Origin of the sequence: Paenisporosarcina sp., from assembly GCF_049671445.1 — a bacterium.
Classification (GTDB): domain Bacteria; phylum Bacillota; class Bacilli; order Bacillales_A; family Planococcaceae; genus Paenisporosarcina.
In genome coordinates this window covers 12,837-37,984 of sequence record NZ_JBATUX010000022.1, presented here as the reverse complement: position 1 = coordinate 37,984, position 25,148 = coordinate 12,837, and the positions used below count along the sequence as shown (strand labels likewise).

General features: G+C 37.8%; 26 protein-coding genes. 15 read left to right on the top strand and 11 right to left on the bottom strand.

From position 1 onward, the window contains the following. Positions 1-27: 27 nt before the first annotated feature. Positions 28-1,260 carry an aminopeptidase gene (locus tag WBG45_RS03140; protein ID WP_424412337.1) on the bottom strand — a complete coding sequence of 411 codons (1,233 nt, stop codon included), beginning with the start codon at positions 1,258-1,260 and terminating at the stop codon, positions 28-30. A 308-nt stretch (positions 1,261-1,568) separates the two neighbouring features. Between WBG45_RS03140 and WBG45_RS03135 the strand changes: the two genes are divergently transcribed. The 3 genes from WBG45_RS03135 to WBG45_RS03125 all read left to right on the top strand — a co-directional run bounded on the left by WBG45_RS03135 (position 1,569) and on the right by WBG45_RS03125 (position 4,635). Continuing rightward, positions 1,569-2,159, top strand: coding sequence for an acetylglutamate kinase (locus WBG45_RS03135; RefSeq protein WP_424412336.1), 591 nt, complete (start codon positions 1,569-1,571; stop codon positions 2,157-2,159). A gap of 101 nt (positions 2,160-2,260) precedes the next feature. Beyond that, the gene (locus tag WBG45_RS03130; RefSeq protein WP_424412335.1) at positions 2,261-3,568 is read left to right on the top strand and encodes an FAD-dependent oxidoreductase; all 1,308 of its coding nucleotides are present in this window, start codon (positions 2,261-2,263) and stop codon (positions 3,566-3,568) included. 71 nt (positions 3,569-3,639) lie between these two features. Continuing rightward, positions 3,640-4,635 carry a class I SAM-dependent methyltransferase gene (locus tag WBG45_RS03125; RefSeq protein WP_424412334.1) on the top strand — a complete coding sequence of 332 codons (996 nt, stop codon included), beginning with the start codon at positions 3,640-3,642 and terminating at the stop codon, positions 4,633-4,635. 409 nt (positions 4,636-5,044) lie between these two features. Here WBG45_RS03125 and WBG45_RS03120 read toward each other — a convergent pair whose 3' ends face one another. After that, positions 5,045-5,266 carry a DUF1128 domain-containing protein gene (locus WBG45_RS03120; protein WP_024533862.1) on the bottom strand — a complete coding sequence of 74 codons (222 nt, stop codon included), beginning with the start codon at positions 5,264-5,266 and terminating at the stop codon, positions 5,045-5,047. Between the two features lie 144 nt (positions 5,267-5,410). Here WBG45_RS03120 and WBG45_RS03115 point away from each other — a divergent pair, with 144 nt between their 5' ends. Together WBG45_RS03115 and WBG45_RS03110 are read left to right on the top strand one after the other, a co-directional pair. Continuing rightward, positions 5,411-5,821 (top strand): YtxH domain-containing protein, encoded by a 411-nt coding sequence (locus WBG45_RS03115; RefSeq protein WP_024533863.1) that lies wholly within the window; start codon positions 5,411-5,413, stop codon positions 5,819-5,821. A 16-nt stretch (positions 5,822-5,837) separates the two neighbouring features. Then, positions 5,838-6,818 (top strand): YihY/virulence factor BrkB family protein, encoded by a 981-nt coding sequence (locus WBG45_RS03110; RefSeq protein WP_424412333.1) that lies wholly within the window; start codon positions 5,838-5,840, stop codon positions 6,816-6,818. 14 nt (positions 6,819-6,832) lie between these two features. Here the strand turns inward: WBG45_RS03110 and WBG45_RS03105 are convergent, their stop codons facing one another. Together WBG45_RS03105 and WBG45_RS03100 are read right to left on the bottom strand one after the other, a co-directional pair. Further along, the gene (locus WBG45_RS03105; protein ID WP_424412332.1) at positions 6,833-8,734 is read right to left on the bottom strand and encodes a heavy metal translocating P-type ATPase; all 1,902 of its coding nucleotides are present in this window, start codon (positions 8,732-8,734) and stop codon (positions 6,833-6,835) included. A gap of 150 nt (positions 8,735-8,884) precedes the next feature. After that, positions 8,885-10,423 carry a fumarate hydratase gene (locus tag WBG45_RS03100; protein ID WP_424412331.1) on the bottom strand — a complete coding sequence of 513 codons (1,539 nt, stop codon included), beginning with the start codon at positions 10,421-10,423 and terminating at the stop codon, positions 8,885-8,887. Between the two features lie 178 nt (positions 10,424-10,601). Between WBG45_RS03100 and WBG45_RS03095 the strand changes: the two genes are divergently transcribed. Next, positions 10,602-10,829, top strand: coding sequence for a hypothetical protein (locus WBG45_RS03095; RefSeq protein ID WP_424412330.1), 228 nt, complete (start codon positions 10,602-10,604; stop codon positions 10,827-10,829). 126 nt (positions 10,830-10,955) lie between these two features. On the opposite strand, the gene WBG45_RS03090 is transcribed toward WBG45_RS03095, so the two are convergent. Next, the gene (locus WBG45_RS03090; RefSeq protein WP_024533867.1) at positions 10,956-11,138 is read right to left on the bottom strand and encodes an SE1561 family protein; all 183 of its coding nucleotides are present in this window, start codon (positions 11,136-11,138) and stop codon (positions 10,956-10,958) included. 329 nt (positions 11,139-11,467) lie between these two features. Next, complete coding sequence (locus tag WBG45_RS03085; RefSeq protein WP_424412329.1) at positions 11,468-11,851, bottom strand: OsmC family protein; 384 nt, start codon at positions 11,849-11,851, stop codon at positions 11,468-11,470. 83 nt (positions 11,852-11,934) lie between these two features. Here WBG45_RS03085 and WBG45_RS03080 point away from each other — a divergent pair, with 83 nt between their 5' ends. Continuing rightward, positions 11,935-13,113, top strand: coding sequence for an MFS transporter (locus WBG45_RS03080; protein ID WP_424412328.1), 1,179 nt, complete (start codon positions 11,935-11,937; stop codon positions 13,111-13,113). Between the two features lie 48 nt (positions 13,114-13,161). On the opposite strand, the gene ypfJ is transcribed toward WBG45_RS03080, so the two are convergent. The 4 genes from ypfJ to WBG45_RS03060 all read right to left on the bottom strand — a co-directional run bounded on the left by ypfJ (position 13,162) and on the right by WBG45_RS03060 (position 17,354). Beyond that, positions 13,162-14,016, bottom strand: coding sequence for a KPN_02809 family neutral zinc metallopeptidase (gene ypfJ / locus WBG45_RS03075; RefSeq protein WP_424412327.1), 855 nt, complete (start codon positions 14,014-14,016; stop codon positions 13,162-13,164). 156 nt (positions 14,017-14,172) lie between these two features. Continuing rightward, positions 14,173-15,552, bottom strand: coding sequence for a 23S rRNA (uracil(1939)-C(5))-methyltransferase RlmD (rlmD, locus tag WBG45_RS03070; RefSeq protein WP_424412326.1), 1,380 nt, complete (start codon positions 15,550-15,552; stop codon positions 14,173-14,175). Positions 15,553-15,603: 51 nt separating this feature from the next. Continuing rightward, entirely contained in the window at positions 15,604-16,407 is an 804-nt protein-coding gene (locus WBG45_RS03065) for a polysaccharide deacetylase family protein (RefSeq protein ID WP_424412325.1), read from the bottom strand. 47 nt (positions 16,408-16,454) lie between these two features. Continuing rightward, the gene (locus WBG45_RS03060) at positions 16,455-17,354 is read right to left on the bottom strand and encodes a TIGR01777 family oxidoreductase (protein WP_424412324.1); all 900 of its coding nucleotides are present in this window, start codon (positions 17,352-17,354) and stop codon (positions 16,455-16,457) included. Between the two features lie 120 nt (positions 17,355-17,474). Between WBG45_RS03060 and recX the strand changes: the two genes are divergently transcribed. Genes recX through WBG45_RS03045 form a run of 3 tightly spaced genes read left to right on the top strand, consistent with a single transcriptional unit; the run spans position 17,475 to position 18,892 of the window. Then, positions 17,475-18,287 carry a recombination regulator RecX gene (gene recX, locus WBG45_RS03055; RefSeq protein WP_424412323.1) on the top strand — a complete coding sequence of 271 codons (813 nt, stop codon included), beginning with the start codon at positions 17,475-17,477 and terminating at the stop codon, positions 18,285-18,287. Further along, positions 18,277-18,609 (top strand): YfhH family protein, encoded by a 333-nt coding sequence (locus WBG45_RS03050; RefSeq protein ID WP_024533875.1) that lies wholly within the window; start codon positions 18,277-18,279, stop codon positions 18,607-18,609. Before recX ends, WBG45_RS03050 begins: the two co-directional genes overlap by 11 nt. A 13-nt stretch (positions 18,610-18,622) precedes the next feature. After that, entirely contained in the window at positions 18,623-18,892 is a 270-nt protein-coding gene (locus WBG45_RS03045) for a YfhJ family protein (RefSeq protein ID WP_424412371.1), read from the top strand. 332 nt (positions 18,893-19,224) lie between these two features. Here WBG45_RS03045 and WBG45_RS03040 read toward each other — a convergent pair whose 3' ends face one another. Continuing rightward, complete coding sequence (locus tag WBG45_RS03040) at positions 19,225-20,205, bottom strand: metal-dependent hydrolase (protein WP_424412322.1); 981 nt, start codon at positions 20,203-20,205, stop codon at positions 19,225-19,227. A gap of 160 nt (positions 20,206-20,365) precedes the next feature. On the opposite strand from WBG45_RS03040, the gene mutY reads away from it, so the two are divergent. The 5 genes from mutY to WBG45_RS03015 all read left to right on the top strand — a co-directional run bounded on the left by mutY (position 20,366) and on the right by WBG45_RS03015 (position 25,056). Then, the gene (gene mutY, locus WBG45_RS03035; protein WP_424412321.1) at positions 20,366-21,427 is read left to right on the top strand and encodes an A/G-specific adenine glycosylase; all 1,062 of its coding nucleotides are present in this window, start codon (positions 20,366-20,368) and stop codon (positions 21,425-21,427) included. 1 nt (position 21,428) lies between these two features. Further along, positions 21,429-22,175, top strand: a complete 747-nt coding sequence (gene fabL / locus WBG45_RS03030) for an enoyl-[acyl-carrier-protein] reductase FabL (RefSeq protein ID WP_424412320.1) — start codon at positions 21,429-21,431, stop codon at positions 22,173-22,175. Positions 22,176-22,236: 61 nt separating this feature from the next. Beyond that, complete coding sequence (locus WBG45_RS03025) at positions 22,237-22,566, top strand: gamma-type small acid-soluble spore protein (RefSeq protein ID WP_424412319.1); 330 nt, start codon at positions 22,237-22,239, stop codon at positions 22,564-22,566. Between the two features lie 139 nt (positions 22,567-22,705). Beyond that, positions 22,706-23,251 carry a nucleoside tri-diphosphate phosphatase gene (gene ntdP, locus WBG45_RS03020; RefSeq protein WP_024533882.1) on the top strand — a complete coding sequence of 182 codons (546 nt, stop codon included), beginning with the start codon at positions 22,706-22,708 and terminating at the stop codon, positions 23,249-23,251. A gap of 53 nt (positions 23,252-23,304) precedes the next feature. After that, the gene (locus tag WBG45_RS03015; protein WP_424412318.1) at positions 23,305-25,056 is read left to right on the top strand and encodes an ABC transporter ATP-binding protein; all 1,752 of its coding nucleotides are present in this window, start codon (positions 23,305-23,307) and stop codon (positions 25,054-25,056) included. The last annotated feature ends 92 nt before the right edge of the window (positions 25,057-25,148 follow it).

The window sequence follows — 25,148 nt, the reverse complement described above, 5'->3', positions numbered from 1 at the left end:
TTTAATGGGGAAGTATATATTGTCTAATTAAAACGCCCAGTTTCCACCACGGAAGATTGCTTCTTTAGAACCGTCCTCTAAAATACCATCAATGTCCATTTTGTCTGAACCAATCATGAAGTCAACGTGTGTAATACTTTGGTTTAGACCGTGTTCTTGTAACTCTTCTTGAGACATTTTTTTGCCGCCTTCAAGACAGAATGCATAGGCACTACCAATCGCTAAATGATTTGACGCATTTTCATCATATAAAGTGTTATAGAAAAGTAATCCTGACTCTGAAATAGGAGATTGATGAGGAACTAGAGCAACTTCTCCTAAATATTTCGCGCCTTCATCTGTATCCACTAATTGTTGCAGTACTTCTTGTCCTTCAGCCGCTTCCACTTTTACGATGCGGCCTTTTTCGAATGTGATTTTGAAATCGTCAATAATGTTTCCACCATAGCTTAATGGTTTTGTACTAGAAACAACTCCATCTACACCCGTTTTCAAAGGAACTGTAAAGACTTCTTCAGTAGGCATGTTTGCCATGAATGTTTCGCCTTTTTCATTAACACTTCCAGCCCCACACCATAAGTGACCTTTAGGAAGCTCAATTGTTAGGTCCGTTCCTGGAGCAGTGTAATGTAATTTTTTATAGTTTTTGTCATTTAAGTAATCTACTTTTTTGTGAAGCGTGTCATCGTGTTTTAACCAAGCTTCGATAGGTGACTCGACATCTGCCCGCACTGCTTTAAAGATTGCATCCCATAACGCTGATACTTGTTGATCTTCAGCCAGCTCTGGGAAAACCTTAGCTGCCCAAGCCTTAGAAGGAGCTGCAACAACTGTCCAACTGATTTTATCAGATTGAACGTATTGACGATATTTCGATAATGCCGTTCCTGCCGCTTTTTGGAATGCCGCAATTCGAGATGAATCAATGCCTTTTAATAAATCAGGACTAGAAGACAGAACGCTCATAAATGCCGCTCCTTGTTCAGCTAGCTGTTCACGTTCTTGTATTTTCCAAGCAGGGTACTCAGTAAATGATTCACTCGGAGCTAACTCAAAACGTGTACGTGTGATGACGTCATCAGTCCAATCAACATATACTTGTTTTGCGCCAACTTCATATGCCGTTTTCGTTAATAAACGAACGAACTCTGGATTATCAATAGATGCCGTTATGTATAAACTTTGTCCCTCTTGAATATTTACGCCTACTTTAACAGCTAACTCCGCATATTTAGTTAAATTTTCATTAAAAGATGTCATTTGGTTATCTCCTTTTTAATACAAGCTACTTCTATAGTAGCAATATTCTAAGGAGTAAATCAATTACAAAGTTCGTGTAACGAAGGATTTTTAGAATTAATGAATATTAATAGTTGAGTTATTTAATGTGGTGTATATATTTTTTCAAATATTTTAAACGAAAGTTTTGCGGCACATAAAGCTTTATTCAAGTTTCATCCGATTGATGGAAAAGGAATTTCTGGCTGAACAAACTCTTTAGAAATAAATTTGGTAACACGATTACTTAGCCTGAATAGTATATATGGATACGAATAGGAGGGTAATTAATGTATTACGTCTGTCCATCAGGAATGTATTATACGCCTTGTATTAGTCGAGCTGAGCTTGATATTCGAAATATGAATAGGTTACTTTGGGAACAACATGTCCACTGGACCAGAGCAGCTATTAATGGAATAATAACTGATTCACCAGATTTAGATGCCGTGTTAGCTCGACTCTTAAGGAATGCCCCTGATATGGGGGATTCACTTAAACCATTTTATGGTGAGCAAGTAGGGGAACGATACAGCGTTTTAATCAATGAACATTTAACAATTGCTGCTGAACTTGTAACCGCTGCAAAAGAAGGAGATACTCAAAGTTTTGAGGCTATCGATAAAAGGTGGTATGCCAATGCAGATGAAATTGCTGCTTTTTTAAGTTCTATCAACCCTTATATCTCACAACAAGTCATGAGAGAAATGATGCATGAACATTTAGACTTATTTAAAGAAGAAACAGTTTTCATTCTTCAGAAAGATTATGCATCGGCAGTCAATAAGTTTGACGAAGTTGAAATGCAGGCTCTCCACATGGCTGACGAAATTTCAACAGCCATTGTCAAGCAGTTTCCACAGATTCAATACCAAATGTAAATAACAAACACCGTTGAGTTTTTTAAACGGTGTTTTTCTTATACATTCAAACGTTTTACAAATGACTTTAAGAGGAACTTATATAGAAGGAGGCGATTCGTATGAAGACAGATGTATTCATCACCGGAGGAGGAATCGGTGGATTAACGCTTGCTTTAAAACTAGTACGAGCTGGCATTGATGTTGTGATGGTTGAAAAGTTGCAAGGGAAACAACCAGTTTATAAAGGTGAATTATTGCAACCAAAGAGCATGCAAATATTTGATGGACTGCTAGTTTACGATGAAGTCACATCGAATGCCCAAATTATAGAGATTCTTGATTTGATTGAACTGTCCAAAACGTTGAATGTAAAAGATCAATCTTTTATGGATTACACCGTCATTCCAGGGAAATATAATGCTGCTTATATGATTCACCATGAAATATTAAAAAATATTATTCGTAAAGAAGCAGAACGCTATTCCAACTTTCATTATTTTAATGGTGCTTCGTGTAAGGAAATAGAAATTAATAAAGCCATCGTTCAAAAAGGGAAAGAACAGCTAATTGTTGAAGCGGACTTCTTTATTGGTGCAGAAGGAAGGGCTTCTGTTACGCGACAAGCTATGGGAATAAAAGTTGAACCGATTAAATATAATCACCACTTCCTGACTGTTACGTTTCCTCGTCCTTCAAACTTTGTAGGGGGACAAATTTTCTCCAGTTACAATCGGTTTTTAGGATTATTTCCCCTCCCTGATAACCAGGTACGTTCAGTCTATTTAATTCCTGCGGGGGAGTATAAAAAAATTAAAGAAAAGCCAATCGACCATTTCCATAAATTGTACACTGATCTTGCTCCTGCTATCGATGGGTATGTTCAGAAGTTAGAGGATTGGTCCAAAATCCAATTAATGATACCGATTATGTATCATGCAAATACCTATGTAAAAGGGAATAAAGCCATAATAGGAGATGCTGCACATGCCGTTCATCCGATGGCTGGAGAAGGGATGAATATGGCAATTCAAGACGCTGATATTTTGGGTGAATTATTGGTGGATATGTACAAGTTGTCTTGTTTAAATGTGGGGAATTTAAAGCAGTTTGAAAACGTGCGAAAAGAACGTGCTGATTACTTAATTCAATTAAGTCATTTATCTGCACTAGCCTACTCATTCCCATTTCAACCAGTCAGTTGGATTCGAAGCAAAACCTTTGAAAGAATGGAGGAAGATCCTGTGCTGCATTTCAAGCAAATGCTAAATGTATCGGGACTTGGAATGTGGAAAGAATCAGTGCGAGATCGATTTATTCAAGGTGGGATGATGCCAACGAGAAAGAAGGATTTGTCTCTTGAAAAGAAAGAAATGAAACTCTTCTCGGCCGAGGACGATTACCCTTGGAAATGGAAGGGACTTATGTAGCACATCGAAAGGTTTACAACTCAAATCTAACGTGTATGTAAATAAGAGAATATAAATGGGAGGGATAGGCAATGATTGATGTGATGAAAATGTTTAAAGCGCGTATGTGGATGAAACGAAATGTCCCCTTTTTATATTCCTGGCATGCATATGTAGGGTATGAACTCGATTTATTTAAAGCGTTTGAACGCGGTGTAACAGTTGCCGACGTAGCGGATGCTTACCAAATAGATGAAATTCTGCTTAATCAATGGACAAGTGTGGGTGTGTCAATCGGGCATTTAAAATCAATGAGTCGACAGCGATACAAAACTGGATCCATGTGGAAGTTACCACGACCTAAAGAAGAATCGTCTTCAGGCGTTATACTAAAAGAAATGATGGAATTACATATACCAAGTCTACTCGCATATCCTGACATGATGCGTAACAAGACACGTAATCATTTTGATTCGGAAAAACATGCAGATACTGTGGCTCAAACGAGTCGCTTATTAGAAGTCATAGCTTTACCAAAAATCGCAAAATTATTAAAAGGAAATGATAAGCAACTTGTGCTGGACATTGGGTGTGGAGAAGGCGGATATATCAAACGACTTGCCGAACGATTCCCTGAATCTCAATTCGAAGGGATTGAGGTTAGTGACTCAGTTGCAAAGACGGCTGACAAATTAACGGCATCACTCGAAAATGTGTCTATTGAACAAAGTGATTTATGGGATTATGAACCAAAACAATCATATGACTTAATATTGATGAATAATATCATTCACTATATTCCTCCAGAAAAAAGACAAGAATTATTTGATAGATTAAGTGAGTGGTTGAGTGAAGATGGGGTATTATCGGTTGTTACACCTATTTCTGGTGGTCAAGATAGTCCGCCATTTGTTGCGGCATTTAATAGTTTCTTTCATTCCTTTGAAAATTTGCATCCATTGCCTCAAAAAGAGCAATTGGAACAATGGGGAGATGCTGCAAGTTTAGAGTTTTTAGGCATCCATACCGTAATTCGAGAAGGTAGTTGGTACGTTGTACAATATAAAAAATCCTCTAGCAAGAGCTAGGTCCTCTGAAAAAAACAATTTGTTATTTATTGACAAGTACAGGGGATTTCCGTTATAGGCGGACGCTTTCCGCGGGCATGGCCTCAGCCTCCTCGACGAGCAAAAATAGTCTGCTCCTGCGGTTACTCGTCGCAAACAAGTTGCGCACAACTTGTTGTCTGCGGGGTCTTCAGATCATGCTTTTCCCGCTGGAGTCGCCGCCTTTCACTACAATCTCCTACTTAATTTAAAGAAAATTTAAGTTAGGTGATAGCTTGTGTCTAATAAATACACCTAATTTTTATCAAAGGAAAAAGGAGAGATTTTGTTCAAAAATTAAACGAAATCTCTCCTTTATAATCGGATTCACTTACGACACTCTTTAAAGCAAGTTTTTCAGTGACCACCAAGAGCTAGAAGATTTTTATATTTATTTACGTAATGATCCCAGTTCTGAAGCGATGGCTTGCATTTCGCTCGGGCTAAAAGTAGAACGTTTTTTAACCATCGAGTATAAATCATGTAATTCTTCATATTGAGAGTCATCAAAATTATCGGATTTCATAGCATCTACATTAACCATACGAAGTTTTTCCTTAATTTGGTCAATCATGTATTCAACATTTTCTTGAGATGGTTGAGTTAAGTTCATTTTAAGATTCCTACCTTTCAAACATTATGGTTAATCATTTCATGGTACAGAAAAATTGTCAAATCAAAGAGATGAATTGTTTTAATATGCAAATAGAAGGGTATATTAAAGCACATTGAATTTTAATCTTGGGAGGTTTTATTGATGAGTGAAAGTAAATTTATAAAAGGTATGTTTGTTGGGGCAATTGCAGGTGCAGGACTAAGTTTGTTGGATCGTGCAACACGTGAAGATGTTAAATATCGATTGAAAAACGTTTCTTATGATGTGAAATATTATTCGAAAAATCGTGAAGACTTTAAACTGAAATTACAAGAAAAAGCAGATAAGCTTCAAACTGTATATAATCAATTTTCACAAGATGCACAGTATATTACTGGCAAAGTTGAAGAAATAAAAGAGTTGTCTCCACAAGTCAAAACGCTTGTTTCCGAAACTAAGGATGCCTTTGTGCATTCTAAAGAAGAATATAAAACAATTGTAAAAAATGAAGAAGAAAATTTTGAGATGCCAGTACTACCAGAACATGTTTATGATGAGAAAAAATTCTCATAAGAAGGGAACTGATTAAATGGCAAACGAAAATACACCTATTCAACCTAAAGGTAGCCAAAAAACCCGTTCCTCAACTAATTTCTTAAGTAAATTGAAATTAATGCAATTTAAGAAAAAGAAAAGTAAAGGTCCAGATTATCCTTTTGATGTTACTACATCAAAAGGATTCTTTCAGGAATTATTAGCACGTATTCAATATGTAGATGTTACGGCTTTGGGAGCACAACTAGCATTCTTTTTCTTACTATCGCTTTTTCCCTTATTAATATTCATGGTGACACTTTTACCCTATTTGAATTTACAAGAAGATCAGCTATTTAATATTTTACGTACATATGCACCTGGAGAAGTTTATACACTTATCGATGGGACATTAGATGAAGTGCTTAACGATCGAAACGGTGGATTGTTATCTGTCGGAATTCTTGCAACTATTTGGTCAGCATCGAATGGGATGAATGCTCTAATTAAGTCATTAAATCGTTCTTATAGCCTTGAAGAAACTAGACCTTTTTTTATTGCTAGAGGCATTTCCGTTATTTTCACTTTGTTACTTATTACTTTATTTGTTGTAGCCTTAGTATTACCAGTATTTGGAGAACAGATAGGTACATTCTTATTCTCTTATTTAGGTTATGAACAAGGGTTCTTGACTGTTTGGAATAACGTTAGATGGACGATACCCCCGGTTATGATTTTTGTGGTCTTTATGTTGTTGTATTGGATTGCACCAAACCGTAAATTATATTTAAAAAGTGTGATTCCAGGGGCAATATTTGCTACATTAGGATGGATTCTAGTATCACTCGGATTTTCGTTATATGTTAGTAGTTTTGCTAATTACTCTGCAACTTATGGTAGTATCGGTGGAATTATCGTATTAATGATGTGGTTATACTTCTCGGGAACCATTTTAATGGTTGGAGGGCAAATTAATGCCGTCATGCAAGAACGTAAAGAAAAATTAGCGATGAAAAAAGCAGGAGCGTCTATATGACAGCTCCTGCTTTTTTATTTGATTTTCAGTAGGCGTAAGCCGTTTAAAATGACGAGAATCGTACTGCCTTCGTGCCCAATGACGCCAAGTGGCAAGTTAATAATTTGAAAGAAATTACTGAAGATCAATAGGACAATTATTGATATGGAGAAGTAGATATTTTGCTTTACAACCTGATTCATTTTTCGAGACAATTGAATCGCGTAGGTAATGCGTGACAAATCATCTTTCATTAGTACAACATCTGCGGTCTCAAGAGCAACGTCTGTTCCTTGACCCATTGCTATACCAAGAGTGGCGGTAGCTAGAGCTGGTGCATCATTTATACCATCTCCGACCATTCCAACGTTTCCGTATTTCGCTAGAAGCTCTTTCATATGAGTTACTTTTGTTTCTGCTAAACATTCCGCAATATAGTCATCCACGCCTGCTTCTTCAGCGATGACCTTAGCTGTCCGCTCATTATCACCAGTTAACATAATTGTATAAATACCAGCTTTTCGCAATAACGTAATAGCTTCTTTTGATTCTGGTCGCACCGTATCTTTAAGTGCTAAGACAGCGATAATACCGTCTTGATCAGCAGCGAAAATAACGGTTTTTCCTTGGTTCTCTAAACGAAGGGCTGCATTATTATTAAAAGACATTGCCTCGTCATACCCTACAAAGCGCGGCTTCCCAACTTTCCATTCCTGTGAATCAATATCCGCTTTAATGCCCCAGCCAGGAACATCTTCCATTTTTGTAATTGGGAAGGTAGTAACACCCTTCATGACAGCAAATGATGTTATGGCTTGAGCGAGAGGATGTGTGGATTGTGATTCAATACTCGCCAAACTCGTTAATACAGATTGCTCATTCAACCCATCCCGAACAATGAAATCCGTTACGATAGGCTTTCCTTTTGTCAGCGTCCCCGTCTTATCCAGAGCTATCGCTTTCATATTCCCGATATTCTCTAAGTGGACCCCGCCTTTAAATAACAAGCCGTTTTTTGCACTGTTTGAAATGGCAGCAAGCGTCGCAGGCATAATTGAGGCAACTAGTGCACAAGGCGATGCCACGACAAGTAAAACCATCGCTCGATAGAATGTTGTCGTCCAATCCCAATCAAATAGATAGTGGGGGAGAAACATCATCAATCCAACAGAAATTAGAACAATTTTTACATATTTCCCTTCAAATCGTTCAATAAATTGTTGTGTAGGGGATTTTTCACTTTGAGCAGCTTGAACAAGTTCAATGATTTTTTGAACTAGTGATTCACTACTTGATTTCGTCATTTCAATCGATAAAACACCGTTTAAATTTACAGTCCCCGCAAATAATTCATCTCCTGCGTGTTTTGAAACGGGAATAGATTCACCACTTATAGCAGCTTCATCGACTGAAGTACTTCCTGTAATAATGACACCATCAACTGGTATTCGATCGCCTGGTTTGACAAGTAAATGATTTCCAACCTCTAGGCTTTTTACCAGGACGCGACTTGATTGTCCATTTTCATCAAGTAGCCATGCCTCTTCGGGTTGTAAATTCATCAAACTGGATAATTCTTTTTTGCTTTTGTTCATTGTGTAAGTTTCAAGGGCGCCACTTAAAGAAAATATAAAAATAAGAATAGCGCCTTCAGCCCAATAACCAATTATTGATGAACCAATAGCTGCAATGATCATCAGTAACTCAACATTTAACTCTTTTCGGTGAATGGTATTCAAAATTCCTTCTTTAGCTTGCGCATATCCTCCAATTAGAAAAGCCAGTAAATATAAAGCGATGGATAAGAACGTTTCATCACTACTGCCTAAAAACCAAGCAAAAAGAATTAACACGCCAGAGAAGAGGGCTGCAATCAATTCAACATGTGGTTTTAATCGACTGAAAATTGATGGTGAATTTTGATTAATTGCTTCCATTTTCATTCCTCCTGATAATGATATTCAATATCACAACCCTATAAATGTGCGAAAAGCTGGCACTCCCATAGGGAATACCAGCATTTCAATAATTGTTATTAGTTTAGAATCATTATAACATAGGAGAATTATAGAATACAATCGAACGATTTACTTAAAGACACGGTCACTGTATTGCGCTAATTTTTCAAGAGAAGATTTGTCAACATCTGCATGCAAACTGTTGCCGTGAGAATCCATTGTAACGACCGCTGTGAAGTCTTCAACACGTAAATGCCACATTGCTTCAGGAATACCGAACTGCATCAAATCAACGCCTTCAACGCCTTTAATACAATCAGCATAGTACTGAGCAGCTCCACCGATTGCATTTAAGTAAACACCGCCATGTTCATTTAGCGCAGCGAGAGTTTTCGGTCCCATACCGCCTTTACCCATAACCGCACGAATTCCGAATTTTTTCATGATGTCACCTTGATAAGGTTCTTCACGAATCGAAGTAGTTGGTCCTGCAGCTTTAATGTGATAGTTGCCTTCATCATCTTTAGAAACAACTGGTCCACAGTGATAAATGATTTGACCATTTAAATCTAGTGGAGCATCGTGATCAGACAGATATTTATGAATGGCGTCACGGCCAGTGTACATCTTTCCGCTGATTTTAACGACATCGCCAACTTGTAATTTACGAATTTCTTCTTCACTAATTGGTGCACGAAGTTCAACGATTCGAGTTGCTGCTTCTTCAGCTGATTTGTCGGCCTCTTCTTTAAATTCTACTTTTTCGCCTTCTTGATATTGCCATTCGTTAATGCCGCCGGTTGTCGGATCAATATTAATTGCTAGACGACGGTAAGCCCAGCAGTTATAGGCAACTGATACAAAGAAACTCGCTGGAATTCGGTGCATAACACCAATCTTGCACCCTAGTAAAGTGGCTTCTCCACCAAAGCCCATTGTGCCAATGCCTAGTGTGTTTGCTTTCTCAACAATATATTCTTCTAGTTCAGCAAGTTGTGCATGTGGATTCACATCATCAACGGATCTGAATAATTGTTCTTTAGCTAAATCATAACCAGAGGCACGATCGCCACCAATTCCTACACCAATGAAACCAGCAGAACAGCCTTGTCCTTGTGCTTGATAAACAGAGTGAAGAATACATTTACGAATGCCATCTAAATCACGGCCAGCACGACCGATTCCTTCTAGTTCAGCAGGCAGACTATATTGAATGTTTTTGTTTTCACAACCGCCGCCTTTAAGAATGAGTTTCATTTCTATGTAATCTTTTTCCCATTGTTCAAACTTCACAACTGGAACACCTTCACCTAAATTGTCACCACTATTTTCACCCGTTAATGAATCAACAGCGTTTGGTCGTAATTTAGAATTTTTCGTAGCCGTTACAATAGCGCGTCGAATTGCCGCTTTGATTTCTAATTGATTAACGCCAATCGGAGTTTTGATTTTAAATGTTGGCATACCAGTATCTTGGCAAATGGGTGAAACGTTATCATCAGCCATTTGAATATTTGTCGCAATCGTATCTAAACTCATCGCTGCGCGAGTTCCCGCATTTTCAGCAGCTTTTGCTTTACTAACTGCTCGACGTACATCTTTTGGTAAGTTGGTAGATGTCTCAGTAATTAAATCATATATACTTTTTTCCAATGTCTCTAAATACATGTGAGTTAAACCCCTTTTCATACAATGCTTTAATCTTTCCACTCACTATTATACTCTTTTCAGGATGTGAAAAAAAGAAATGGTTATCATCGTGCGAAGCAGTTAAGTGGATACGACTTGTGTACGTCTTAAACTGAATTATGTACATCTGGAGGCGAATGGACAGTAATTGAGTTGAATGGACGGAAAAGGTCTGCGAGTGGACGATAATCACTTACGAGTGGACAACAATTGTCTGCGAATGGACAGAAATCACATGCGAGTGGACGAAATGACGAAGAAAGCATTTAGATTGAGGGGAATTATTGTGAGTTCATTCCACATTGAGGCGAATGGGCGGAAATGGATTGTAGTTGGTCGGAAGTCGTCTGAAGTTGGGCGGAAAACTGATTCGAATGGTCGGTAAACGTCTTCGGGTGGGCGGAAACCATGCGCGAATGGTCATAAAGCGTTATGCGAGCATGAATCATCGAAACTAAATTCACCACAAAGAAAAAGAGAGCACCAAGGAGGCACCCTCTAATTCAATTACTTATTTAGATTTTTTAAATTGTTCCATTTTAAGTTCTAAATCATCCATCATCGCGATTAAGCGATCAATATCTTCAAGTTCAGTCGTTTCTGGTTCAATTGAATCTAATACTTCTAAGAAAATGTGAAGACGTTCTTTTAAGTATGTAACTTGTTGGTCATTGTCCGATATAGACTTGCCCATGTGAGACACCTCGCTTTACCAATCCATCGTAGCTCATTTTTCGACATTTTTCAACTTTAAGTAGGACTTTAGAAATATTTTAAAATTAATTGTATTTTGAATATTTACAAAAGTCAGTTTACGTGATAAAGTAAACTTACTTCAACAAGAGAGGGGAGGCCGTAGTGAATAGTCGAAACCAATCAACCATTTAGAAGGAGGGGGTTCGAATATTTCACCGGCACAACAGCCGTGAAACGATTTATGGATACTCAATTAGATATAAGTGATATTTAGAAGGCTCAGCCAATTATCTGTTCGCAGATCATCGACTGAGCCTTTGACATTGTCTAAAGAATTTCAAATGTTTCAATGACTTCCATCGATTGGTCAACAGAACGAACCATAGAACAATTTTTCTTCGTAAGAGCCATTGCGCGGTCCATTTTCGTTGCATCGAGATTTGAGCCTTTAAGTTTAAAATGGATATGAACTTTTTCAAGGCGACTCGCTTCCTCATGATTTCGTACCACTTCTAACACATCGATTTCCATTTCCTCCACTGGCATACGCATTTTCTCTAGTACTTTTCGCAGGACTCCGCCGCTACAACCAACTAGAGATGAAACCAATAGTTGATATGGTCTAAACCCTTTTGTTTCGTCACCTGATATCGTTAACTTGCCAAATTCCAAGTTTGTTTCAAAACCGCTTTCAGTCATTACATATTTCAACGTAAATCCCTCCTTTATGATAGAATTGTACCGAAACTTGGTTGGAATGAACATGATTTCAACTTGTCTGTAGGAGGACCACCATGAATCAATTTACAGCTATAGAGAAAAAAAGATTTTGGATTTTAGTTGCGATCGTTTCCATCTCAGGTTTTTCACAAGGGATGTTATTGCCACTTATCTCTGTTATTTTCGAAAAAGATGGACTCTCTTCATCATTAAATGGTTTGAATGCAACAGGATTATACATTGGCACGCTTCTCATATCGCCATTTATGGAACAACCTCTCCGTAGGTTTGGTTATAAACCAATCATCATTGTCGGAGGAATGTTGGTTTTTATTTCGTTATTATTATTCCCATTATGGAAAAGCGTAGTTTTTTGGTTTATTTTGCGATTGTTTATTGGAATAGGGGACCATGCACTTCATTTTTCCACACAAACTTGGATTACAAGTTTTTCACCACAAGAGAGGTTAGGGCGAAATATTGCCTTGTACGGCTTATCCTTTGGGATTGGCTTTGCAGCAGGACCGTTGTTTTTACCGCTCGTAACTGTGTATGAAGGTCTGCCTTTTATCGTATCGGGTCTTTTATGTTTAGCTGCCTGGTCTCTGGTATTTTTCATTGATAATGATTTTCCTGGACATATGCATGAGACATCGACGATGCGAGGGACGTGGGCGCGTTTTGGTGCAACAATTGGGTTTGCGTGGGTCGCATTCATTCCACCGTTTAGTTACGGTTTTTTGGAGTCCAGTTTACATGCCATTTTTCCGGTTTATGCACTGCGTAATGATTTCAATCTGTCGATGGTATCAATTGTATTAGCGGCATTTTCAACCGGTGGAATTTTGTCACAATTACCGTTAGGTGCTTTAAGTGATCGAATTGGAAGAAGAAAAGTTGTGCTGTTTGCTCTATTCGGTGGAGCGTTTTCTTTTGGTATTGCAGCATTGCTTGAAAACAATATATGGACACTTGTTTTTGCATTTCTTCTCGCGGGATTGTTTATCGGTTCTACGTTTTCTCTTGGGATTTCGTATATGACTGATCTGACCCCAAAAGCATTATTACCAACAGGCAATTTATTATGTGGAATTTTCTTCAGTATTGGCAGCTTAACAGGGCCGTTTATGGGCGGAGTCTTTTTACAATTTGCTGAGGGCTTTAGTTTTCTATGGCTCGTGTCATTATTTTTATTGACATTAAGTTTATTGAGTTTAATAAAGCCGAAAAAACAGCAAGTACAATCGATGTGAAAATCGTTTGTACTTGCTGTTTTATTTTTAGGAATTATTGCAACCAAATCATAAATCTTTAGCTTTAAAGGTGTCGCCACCTTCAATGGTTCCAGACTCATAGCCTTTTTTGAACCAACGCATACGTTGTTCAGAAGTACCATGAGTAAAACTGTCTGGAACGACATGGCCTTGTGTTTTCTTTTGGATATTGTCATCGCCAACAGCACTAGCAGCAGTAATGGCTTCTTCCACATCGCCTACTTCTAAATAACCTTGACCTTCTGCATAATGAGCAAAGACACCCGCATAGTAATCAGCTTGAAGTTCCAATCGGACTAAGTACTTATTGAATTCTTCCTCACTCATTTGATTGCGGAGTGCCATTACTTCTTTGTTAGTGCCCAGTAACGTTTGAACATGGTGTCCAACTTCATGTGCTACTACATATGCCATGGCGAAGTCACCAGGTGCTTCAAATTTTTTAGTAAGTTCATCATAGAAACTTAGGTCAATGTAAAGCTTGTAATCTCCAGGACAGTAGAACGGGCCAACCGCAGAACCAGCTGTTCCACAAGCAGATTGAACTTGATCTGTGTATAACACCATTGTCGGTTCTTGATATTCAGATCCTTTTTCTTTAAATAACTCAGTCCATACTTCTTCCGTATCCGCAAGGACAACCGAGACGAATTGAGACAGCTCTTTTTCATCTTTTGATTCTTCATATGGAGCAGAATTATTGGTATCGGTACCTTGAATATTGTTCAGTATATCGCCAGTATTTCCACCGCCTAATAAGGTCATGATGATGACGATTACTAACCCAATACCACCACCAGCAATCCCGATTCCCCCAGCGCCAATTCCTTTACCTCGACGATCTTCTACGTTAGTACTTTGCCCTCGACCCTTCCACTTCATGACTATTCCTCCATCTATCAAAATATCCTTTGTTAAAAATTAATACTTATTGACGTTATTCCCTAGAAATAAAAATAATAATCCTAAATTTGAAACAAAAAGAAAAAGCATGCTCAAATGAACATGCTCGGAAATTATTTGTTTGGGGGATTACATTTATAATTTTTTTCGAACTAAAAGGGTCACGCTTTCAATTTGTGCTGTTTGAGGGAACATATCCACTGGTTGAATGTATTCAATGTCATACACTTTACGCAATTCGCTCAAATCTTTTGCTAGTGTCGACGGATTACACGATGTGTAGACAAAGCGTTTTGGACGGACATTTAAAATGGTTTTTAATAAACTGTCAGCTAAGCCAGTTCGGGGTGGATCGACTGTTAATACATCAGGCACAAAACCTTCTCGGCTCCATGTTGCAAGCCATTCTTCAGCCGTTCCTGTTTCATAAGTTGTATGTGTAAATCCATGATTCGCTGCATTTTTCTTGGCATCATAAATACTATCACCAACGATATCCATTCCGCGAATTTCTTTAGCATCCTTAGCTAGCCAAAGACCAATCGTACCAACGCCACAATATGCATCTACAACTGTTTCTTGACCTGTTAAAGCAGCTGCAGATTTGATTTCGTTATATAAACGAACAGTTTGTGCAGGGTTTAACTGGAAAAAGGCACGTGCTGATAAATCAAATGAAAGTTCGCCTAATTCTTCATGTAACGTTTTTTTGCCATGGAGCACTATTGTACGTTCTCCGAAAATTAATGAAGTTTGCTTCGGATTAACATTTTGAACAATTGATACAACGGCTGGATCAATGGAAATTAATTTATCAATGAGTAGCTGGCGTTTTGGCATTTCAGCAAGAGTGGTAACGAGTACTAACTGGATTTCACCAGTTTGAATACCAGTTCGAACAACGATTGTCTTTACTAAACCATTGCGCGTTTCTTCATCATAAATTGGGATTTTCAACTTTTCTAATATACGTTTTACAGCATTTGTAATGAGTGTAGTGTTTGGATGTTGGACAATGCATTCATCAATGTTTAGCAGCTGGTGTGTACCTTCCGCAAAAAGTCCTGCATGAACTTTGTCTCCAACTTTACGAACTTGGAATTGGCTTTTATTGCGATACTGCCATGGGTTTTCCATACCTATAGTAGGGCGAACGTCAATGTTAGGTGCGATATCTTTAACGTAACGCTCAAGAGATTGTACGATCATATCGCGCTTTTCAATTAACTGTTGTTGATATGTCATATGTTGCAATTGGCAACCGCCGCAAGCTTCGTATACCGGACAAGGTGCTTCTTGACGGTGAGGTGATGCTTTTCGTATTTGAAGGATGCTAGCTTCTGCAAAATTACTTTTGACGACTTGTACTTGAGCAGTTACTTCTTCTCCAGGTAATGCGCCTTTAACGAAGACCACATGGCGTTTAAAATACCCAATGCCTTCTCCGTTAATTCCAAGGCGTTTAATTGTTAATGGGAATTTTTGACCGACTTCTATCATTGTTTGTTGTGACAAATGTATCCACGTCCTTTACTACTGTTGATTATAGTATATAGGACAGACGAGTTAATGGAAAGACAACGGGAGATCACTTGACCCATTAACTAAAGAGTCTAGGGATGAGAATGTATATCCTTTTGCTTTGGCATCTCGAATAAAGTCTGGCAAAGCAGCGGCATTATCAGGTGAAACTGTGTGCATCATGATGATAGCTCCTGGATGAATTTGTCTCATTAAATGGTTATAAGCATATGCTTTTCCAAGTGTACGATCTCTATGCCAATCAACAAACGCAACTGACCAAAACATGTGACGATAGCCGAGTTCATTCCCGTAAGCAAGTAACTTCTCACTGAAAACACCTTCAGGAGGTCGCACAAAACGTGTTCTCTCTATGTCAGTCTTTTCAGCCAATAGCTGATCAAACTTTTGCCATTCATCTTTCATTCGTGCCTCAGATAAATTGGCCATATTCGGATGTCCATACGAATGATTTCCAATTTCGTGCCCTTCCTTAATCATGCGGTTTACGATATCTGTAGCACTTTCAACATAATGACCCGTGAGAAAAAAAGTGCCAGATACATTTTCTTTCTTTAAAGTATCTAGGATGGACTCAGTGTAGCCATTCTCATAGCCATTATCGAACGTCAAGTATAGGGTTTTTTCTTCAGGAGAACCTTTATAAAAGGCACCGTATTTTTTTAAGAGTTCGTCAAATGCACTACCAGCTTGGGCTTGTTTTTCCTGGGCACCTTTCTTAAATCCCCAGTTCAGTGATTCAGCTTCCACTTGAAAAGGATTTAATACAATGCCTATGGTTAAAATTACACATGAAACCACAATGCCTACTAAATGTTTTACCCACATAAAAACGCAACCTTTCTTTTACGATAGGTTGCGTTTTCTAGAACATCTTATGCATAAATATTTTTGAGAGCTTGTTGTAAATCTGAATAAGTAAATTTAAATCCATGTGTTAATAACTTGTCAGGCATTACTCGCTGACCTTCTAAAACTAATTGGCTCTTGTCGCCGAGTGCCAGTTTTAATGCGAAGGAAGGAACTGGAATCCAGTGTGGACGATTTAATATTTGTCCTAGAATTTTACCGAATTCATTCATTTGTTTCGGATCTGGAGAGGTAACATTAAAAGGACCTTTAAAATCATCGTTATCTATTGCAAAAAGTATGGCTTTCGCAACGTCTGATACATGAACCCAAGATACCCATTGATTTCCTGAACCTACTTTGCCGCCAATCCCCATTTTATAGGGCAAAGCCATTAAGGGAAGTGCACCTTCGTTTTTCCCTAGAATGATGCCAAAGCGACCACAAGTCACTCGCGTCCCGTATTGCTCAGCCTGATATGCTCTTTTTTCCCATTCTTCAACTGTTTCGGCAAGAAAATCCGATCCACGGGAAGAAGATTGTTCTGTATATAATGCTTCTTCAGATGGTGGATATATCCCAATTGCACTTGCATTTACAAGAACAGTTGGTTTCTCTGAAACTGCCTTTAAAATACGAAGAACCTCATCCGTAGCTTGCATCCTGCTATCATGAATTTTTTGTTTTTGTTCTTCCGTCCACCGACCCTCATTAATCGAGGCTCCGGCTAAATTAATCCAAGCATCAACGCCATTCAGTTGTTCCTCAGGTTTATCTTTCTCACCAAGCCATTTCACCATATGTACTGAGTCATTCGAAGGCTTAGAAGAACGTGTCAAAATATATACTTCATGTCCGTTGTTGGTTAATTGCTTGGTAATTTCTTTCCCTACAAAACCGCTACCTCCAGTAATCGCCACTTTCATCTTTAGTCCTCCTTCATGTATATGTTATTTGTATAATACCCGTTCTTATGTAAGTGTACTCAAATGAATGTGCCAACAATTATGTGTATACTTATTATTAGAGAATATGAGGTGAGTTAAGTGGCAATTATCACGAAAATAACACGTCAAAAAAATAATCCTGAACGTTACAATATATATATAGAGGAAAAATATGCGTTTGCGGTAGATGAATCACTACTTGTAAAATACCAATTATCGAAGGATAAGGATTTAGAAGACTTTGAACGCGATGAAATTGTTTTCGACGATGAAGTCCGCAAAGCGTTTAATAAAGCTCTTGATTATTTAAGCTTTCGCATGAGAAGCGAACATGAAGTGAAAAAGAAATTGCTCGATGCAGAATACGGAGAAGCAGTGGTTTTAGAAGCAATTCAAAAGTTGTACCATTTAGGATTTCTAAATGATGAATCTTTTTCTAAGGCTTTGCTCGAGACACAAAAGAAAACGAGTAAAAAGGGACCACGAGCTATCCAACAAGAATTAAAGAAAAAAGGTATCGACAAATCGCTCCAAGAGGAAGTGCTCAAAACGTATACTGAAGATGACCAAACTGAAGTTGCACAAGGGTTGGCTGAAAAAATTGCCAATCAGCAATCATCTAAAACCCCAAGACAAGTAAAACAAAAAATCCAAGATACCTTGTTGCGCAAAGGGTACTCATATGCAATTATAAGCAAAGTAATTGAAGGAATTGAATTTAAAACGGATGAAGATGAATGGGAAGAAATGATTGCCGATCAAGGAGACAAGATTTGGCGAAAAGTTTCTGTGAAATTCACAGGTTATGATCGTAAAAATAGAGTGAAACAGGCCCTTTATCTAAAAGGGTTTCCATCTGAACAAATCGAAATGTTTATTGAAAAAAAGGAGTTAGAAGAAGATGGCGATTGAAAAAAAATACAGCCAAATGGATGAACCAGAGTTGCGTCAAGAAATTGCTAATTTGCTTGAAAAAGCAAGAAAAGCTAGTCAACTTGGCTATGTAAATGAATATGCCGTGTTAGAGCGAAAAGCGATAATGGCTCAAGCCTATTTAGTGGATCCTTCACAGTTTGTGCCTGGTGAAGTCTATCGCATAGAAGGAGACCCTGGGGTGTTCTTTCAAGTCGATTACTTAAAAGGTCGATTTGCTTGGGGCTATCGCATGGGTGGAGATAAATTTGCTGAGGCACTACCCATCTCCATGTTGAAATCTTTAAAGGAGGGGAAATAAAATGACCGAACAAATAGAAGAAAGAATTGAACTTTTAATTCAAGAGCTTGCAGCGAAGAACGAAGCGTTGTCAGCCGCTAAAGCACGTGTTTGGATTGAGTTATTATGGTCTGACTTTGAATCATCGTATGCAAAAGCGGGGTATGATTACAAAGGTGCTGAAGTAGCTGAAAAGGTAATACGTCAATGGATTAATAGCTATGGCGATTGTATTCATGAGTTTGCTGGAAATAATCCGAAATATGCTCATTTACTAAAAATGGATGATGATTTAATTCAATAGCAGTGGATTCGCCAAGGCATAAAAAAGTACAAGACCAATATTGCGTAGTCTACTTTAGAGTGTAGAAAAAATGTTGATTTTCATTGCGGCGGACGCTTTCCGCGGGCACGACTTCAGCCGCTTCCCTCGCGATGCTCAGTCCAGGGTCTTCAGTTCGTGCTGATTCCGCTGGAGTCGCCGCCTCCATTGCAATCAACAGCAATCCTAGTAACGGAAATCAGTATCTCTGTTTTTAGAATCTTCGTTTTTAAACAGAATTGTGAAATCTAAGCACTAGTAAAAAAAGGGAACTGCCCTTAGTCATATTTTATGACTTTTAGGACAGCTCCTTTTTAGTTTGGTATAAAGTCTAATTTCTTATGAAGCTTGTCCTCACTGAAGATCCAACCAGTATAAGAATTAAGAATTTCCAAGTCTTCATTTAAATGAACAACTGCTACAAATGGATAGTAATCGTTACTACGGTAGCGTAAATCAATTAAACGTACTTCGAATACATGTTCATGTTCCGTAATTTCCCATCTATAAATAGGTGAGAACGAGATAAACGCTTGCAAGTTTTTATCTTTTAATGCAGCTTTTACAAGTGGTGAATCAGGAATTTCTTTACGCTCAAATCGATCGTAAATATTGATTGAGCGTCCGTATGCTCGACCTACATAATGATGAGTTTGTGAAATAGCGGCAATCCGCCACTGGAAAAATTTAATCGTTGGTGCAATAATGATTTCTTCAGCACTTGGAATGGTATTCCTAACTGCGTGTCTAACTGCATGCTGGACCGCGAACCTGAGTAAATAATAAATAAAAATGATTCCATACATTAAGAGTATGGTGTAGACCGGATTTGATCCAAAAGCCCAGAAAAGCAAAGCTACAATGTGTAGTCCGAAAATAATCGGGTCAAATGTATTGATTACACCAAGTGCAACCCACTTAGAAGAAAATGGTCGCAAAGCTTGAGTGCCATATGAATTAAAAATATCGACAAAAACGTGTAAAAATACTGCTAAGAATGTCCATAACCACAAATGCAGTAAATCTGCTGCTGGTACGAATAAATGAATGGCACCTGCAATCGCTAATGGCCATAATAGTACAGCAGGAATGGAATGAGTAATGCCACGATGGTGGCGAATATAGACTGCATTATTTCGTAATTTTAAAACGGTGTCCACGTCTGGAGCTTGTGAACCAATTATGGTTCCTGCTATAACGGCTGTTGCTGTCACGGAATGATTTGCAACGACTGGATCAATCATAGCAAGTCCACCTAAAGCAATTCCCATCACAATATGAGTACCTGTATCCAACTGTATCAACTCCTTCTAACGGAGAATGCCCGAATAATTTTGTTCATCATAAGATATTTTTGTTAAAATAACAACGGGTTAGACTTCCTAGTTTGATTACTCTCTTCAATTTGGTATACCCGAAATGTATGGCAAGTAATCAACAGAATGTAGGTGTAAAATGAGTGAATTTAATAAAATCACATTTCGAAAATCATTAATTGAATGGTACAAGGAAGAAAAGCGTAATCTACCTTGGCGGGAAACATCCGATCCCTATAAAATCTGGGTATCTGAAATCATGCTCCAACAAACGAGAGTAGATACAGTTATCCCTTATTATAATCGCTTTATAGAAGCTTTCCCCACGATGGAAGAGTTAGCAAATGCTGATGAAGAAAAACTTTTGAAGCAGTGGGAAGGCTTGGGCTACTATTCACGTGCACGAAATTTACAAGCGGGTGTACGTGAAGTAGTTGAAACCTACAATTGTGTTGTACCTGAGACAAGAGATAAAATCTCTACATTAAAAGGTGTAGGACCGTACACAGCTGGGGCTATTTTAAGTATTGCTTACGGTAGACCTGAGCATGCAGTTGATGGCAATGTCATGCGTGTGTTATCGCGAGTTCTTCTTATAAAAGAAGATATTGCAAAACCTAAAACGAGAAAAATTTTCGAACAAGCAGTTACTGAAATCATTGATGCACAGGACCCTTCGTCTTTCAATCAAGGATTAATGGAGTTAGGCGCTGTTATTTGTACACCAACATCTCCTAAATGTTTATTATGTCCCATGCGAGAAAATTGTTCTGCTTTTTATGCAGGCGAACAAAATGATTTACCAATAAAAACAAAAAATAAAAAAACAAAAGCATTGCATTATGATGTCTATGTTACCCAAAATGATAAAAAACAATTTCTTATGGAAAAAAGACCTGAAACAGGCCTATTAGCGAATATGTATCAATTCCCTATGATTGAACATGCATTAAAAGAAACTGATACTATTCCTTTATTGCAAGACCGTTATGGTATATATTTTTCAAAAGAAATTGATTTAGGTCCTTTCAAACATGTCTTTTCTCATTTAACATGGGAAATGAATTGTTTTGTTGGACATGCAGTCGAAGAAAATCTATTAGATACATGTAAATGGTTAACTATAGAAGAAATAAAAGAAGTACCAATGCCCGTGTCGATGTTGAAAATATGGCAGGCATATATTGAGAGGGGAAATTAAGATGACAGCAAACAAAGTGGCATTAGTTACAGGAAGCAGCCGTGGACTTGGGAAAGCAATTGCAATCGAACTAGCGAAAAATGGTTACGATATTGTCGTAAACTATGCTCGCAGCAAAAGTGCAGCACTTGAAACTGTAAAAGAAATAGAAGCACTTGGTCAAAAAGCGCTTCTTATTCGTGCAAATGTAGGAGACATGGAAAAATTAAAAGCGATGTTTGAAACGATTCGCGAAGAATTTGGTCGTTTAGACGTTTTTGTAAGCAATGCGGCATCGGGAGTTCTTCGCCCTGTAATGGAGCTTGAAGAATCTCATTGGGACTGGACGATGAATATTAATGCCAAAGCCATGTTATTTGGAGCGCAAGAAGCAGCTAAATTAATGGATCAAGGCGGAAAAATTGTTGGTGTCAGTTCTTTAGGTTCAATTCGTTATCTAGAAAACTACACGACGGTAGGTGTATCTAAAGCAGCTATTGAGTCAATTACTCGCTATTTAGCTGTAGAACTTGCTGCTAAAGGCATTGCAGTCAATACTGTGTCGGGCGGAGCGCTTGATACAGAGGCATTAAAACATTTCCCGAATCGTGAAGAATTATTAGATGACGCGAGAAAAAATACACCAGCTGGTCGAATGGTTGAAATAGACGATATGGTGAAAACAGCAATGTTCTTAATTTCTGATAGCTCAGATATGATTCGTGGTCAAACAATTATTGTTGATGGTGGACGTTCAATCGTCATGTAAAAAAAATAAGCATAAAATTTCATTTCCTGCACACATTAATGAGCATGGAGGTGAAATACACATGGCTAATAAAAATAACAGCAACCAACCAACTAACGCAGCTGAAGTAAGAAAACAAAATCAACAATCTACACAAAAAACTGCAGCACCACAAGCTAACGCTTATAATACTGAATTCGCTTCAGAATTCGCACCTAAAACTAATGCAACTGAAGTAAGAAACCAAAATCAACAATCTGCACAAAAAGCTGCACAACCACAAGGCGGTACAAATAACCGTACTGAATTTGGTGCAGAATTTGCTTCTCAAACAAATCCAACTGAAGTGAAAAAACAAAATCAACAATCTGCACAAAAAGCTTCATACCGTAACAACAATTCAACTAAATAATAAGTATTTCACTTCCAATCAGCGAGGGCTTTACGCCTTCGCTGATTTTTTTGCTATAGTTTTTACATAGAGGTTGTTATAATGAATACACAATACAATATATAAATATTTTGTGCTTCGACGAAAAGGTGGCTTATTCATGACAATACCAGCAGAAGGAGAAACGATTCAGATTCACAGCTACAAACATAACGGCAAAATCCACCGCGTCTGGCAAGAAACAATGGTTCTCAAAGGAACAAGGAATATTGTTATCGGTGCGAATGAACGAACAGTCGTTACCGAGTCTGACGGACGCACATGGTTAACTCGCGAACCATCAATTTGTTATTTTCATGCAGAACATTGGTTCAATATCATTTGTATGTTGCGTGAAGATGGTGTGTACTATTACTGTAATATCAGTTCACCATTTATTTACGATAATCAATCTTTAAAATACATTGATTATGACTTGGATGTAAAAGTCTTTCCGGATATGACGTATACGATTTTAGACGAAGACGAATTTGAAGATCATAAAAAACAAATGGATTATCCTGAAGCAATCGATTTAATTTTACATCGCAACGTGGAAAAACTTATTAGTTGGATTAAACAACGTAAAGGACCATTTGCACCAGACTTTATCGAGGTGTGGACAAGTCGTTATCTTTTTCACAAACAACTAAAAATAAGTGAGTAAATGATGCCTGTTGAATTCCAACAGGTTTTTCATTTTGATAGGAAGGTGAATGCATGAGCAGTACAAAAAGATATATGAAGTTTGTTAAACCCTATACTTGGCAAATTGTTTTCACGGTTGTCATTGGTATTGTGAAATTTGCCATCCCTTTATTTATTCCTTTACTAATAAAAATCGTCATAGACGATATCATAAGTGTTGACACATTGACTGATGCTGAAAAAACACGGCACCTATTTTACTGGTTAGGTGGAACCGCACTCGTCTTCTTTATTGTGAGACCACCAATTGAATATTATCGACAATACTATGCGCAACTCGTCAGTAACAAAATATTGTATGATATCCGACAAGAATTATATGGTCATTTGCAACGTCTGAGCCTACGTTTTTATTCCAATACACGAGTTGGAGAAGTAATTTCTCGTGTGATTAACGATGTAGAGCAAACTAAGAACTTTGTAATGATTGGTTTAATGAATTTATGGCTAGACCTAGCCACAATTATTATTGCTGTAGCAATTATGCTGACAATGGATGTACCTTTAACACTTGTAACACTGCTGGCATTCCCCTTCTATGCAGTAAGTGTTAAATATTTCTTTGGACGATTAAGAGACTTAACACGTGACCGATCACAAGCTCTTGCAGGTGTTCAAAGTTATTTACATGAACGTGTTCAAGGTATGAGTATTATTAAAAGCTTCACATTAGAAAAACACGAACAACGAATTTTTGATAAAGCAAATGATGAATTTTTAGAAAAGGCAATTGATCATACAAAATGGAATGCAAAAGCCTTTGCAGTTGTTAACACAATTACGGATGTTGCACCGCTCCTAGTTATTGCTTATGCGGGGTATCAAGTCATTAATGGAAACTTATCTGTTGGAACGATGGTTGCATTCATCGCCTATATCGAAAGACTTTATAATCCGTTAAGACGACTCGTCAATTCTTCGACTACTTTAACTCAAGCATATGCTTCTATGGATCGCGTGTTTGAACTAATGGATGAAAAATATGATGTTAAAGATGAAGCATATGCGAAAGATATACCTTCTGTTAAAGGGAAGCTTCAATTCGACGGAGTTTCTTTTAGGTACGAAGAAGAAAACAATTTAGTCTTGGATAATATGAATTTCACGGTTGAACCGGGACAAACTGCAGCCTTTGTCGGAATGAGTGGTGGGGGTAAGTCCACCATTATTAGTATGATTCCGCGTTTTTATGATGCAACGAGTGGCTCAGTTAAAATTGATGACATTGACATTAAAGATGTAAAAATCAAATCATTACGTGAGAATATCGGAATAGTATTGCAAGATAACATACTATTTAGTGACTCAGTCAAAGAAAACATTTTAATGGGTAGACCTGATGCTACGGAAAACGAAGTAATCGAAGCGGCAAAAGCTGCAAATGCACACGACTTTATTATTTCTCTTCCAGAAGGTTACGATACCAAAGTTGGAGAACGAGGAGTTAAACTTTCAGGTGGACAAAAACAACGAGTAGCTATTGCTAGAGTATTCTTGAAAAATCCTCCTATTTTAGTTCTGGATGAAGCAACTTCTGCTCTTGATTTAGAGAGTGAGTCCTTGATTCAAGACTCTTTAGAACGTTTAGCACATAACAGAACCACGATTATTGTGGCGCATCGTTTATCGACAATTACGCATGCCGATCAAATTTTCGTTATCAATCATGGTGAACTAAAAGAGCAAGGAACGCATAATGAATTGATGGAATCGAAGGGTATTTACTACAGTTTATTTCAAGTTCAACAATTAGATGTGGATTAATATGGGTTCTCCTTAAAAGGAGAGCCTTTTTTTAATGGGAAAAATAAGTAGTACTTATAAAAAAACTATTGCAATTATAATTAATCTTTGTA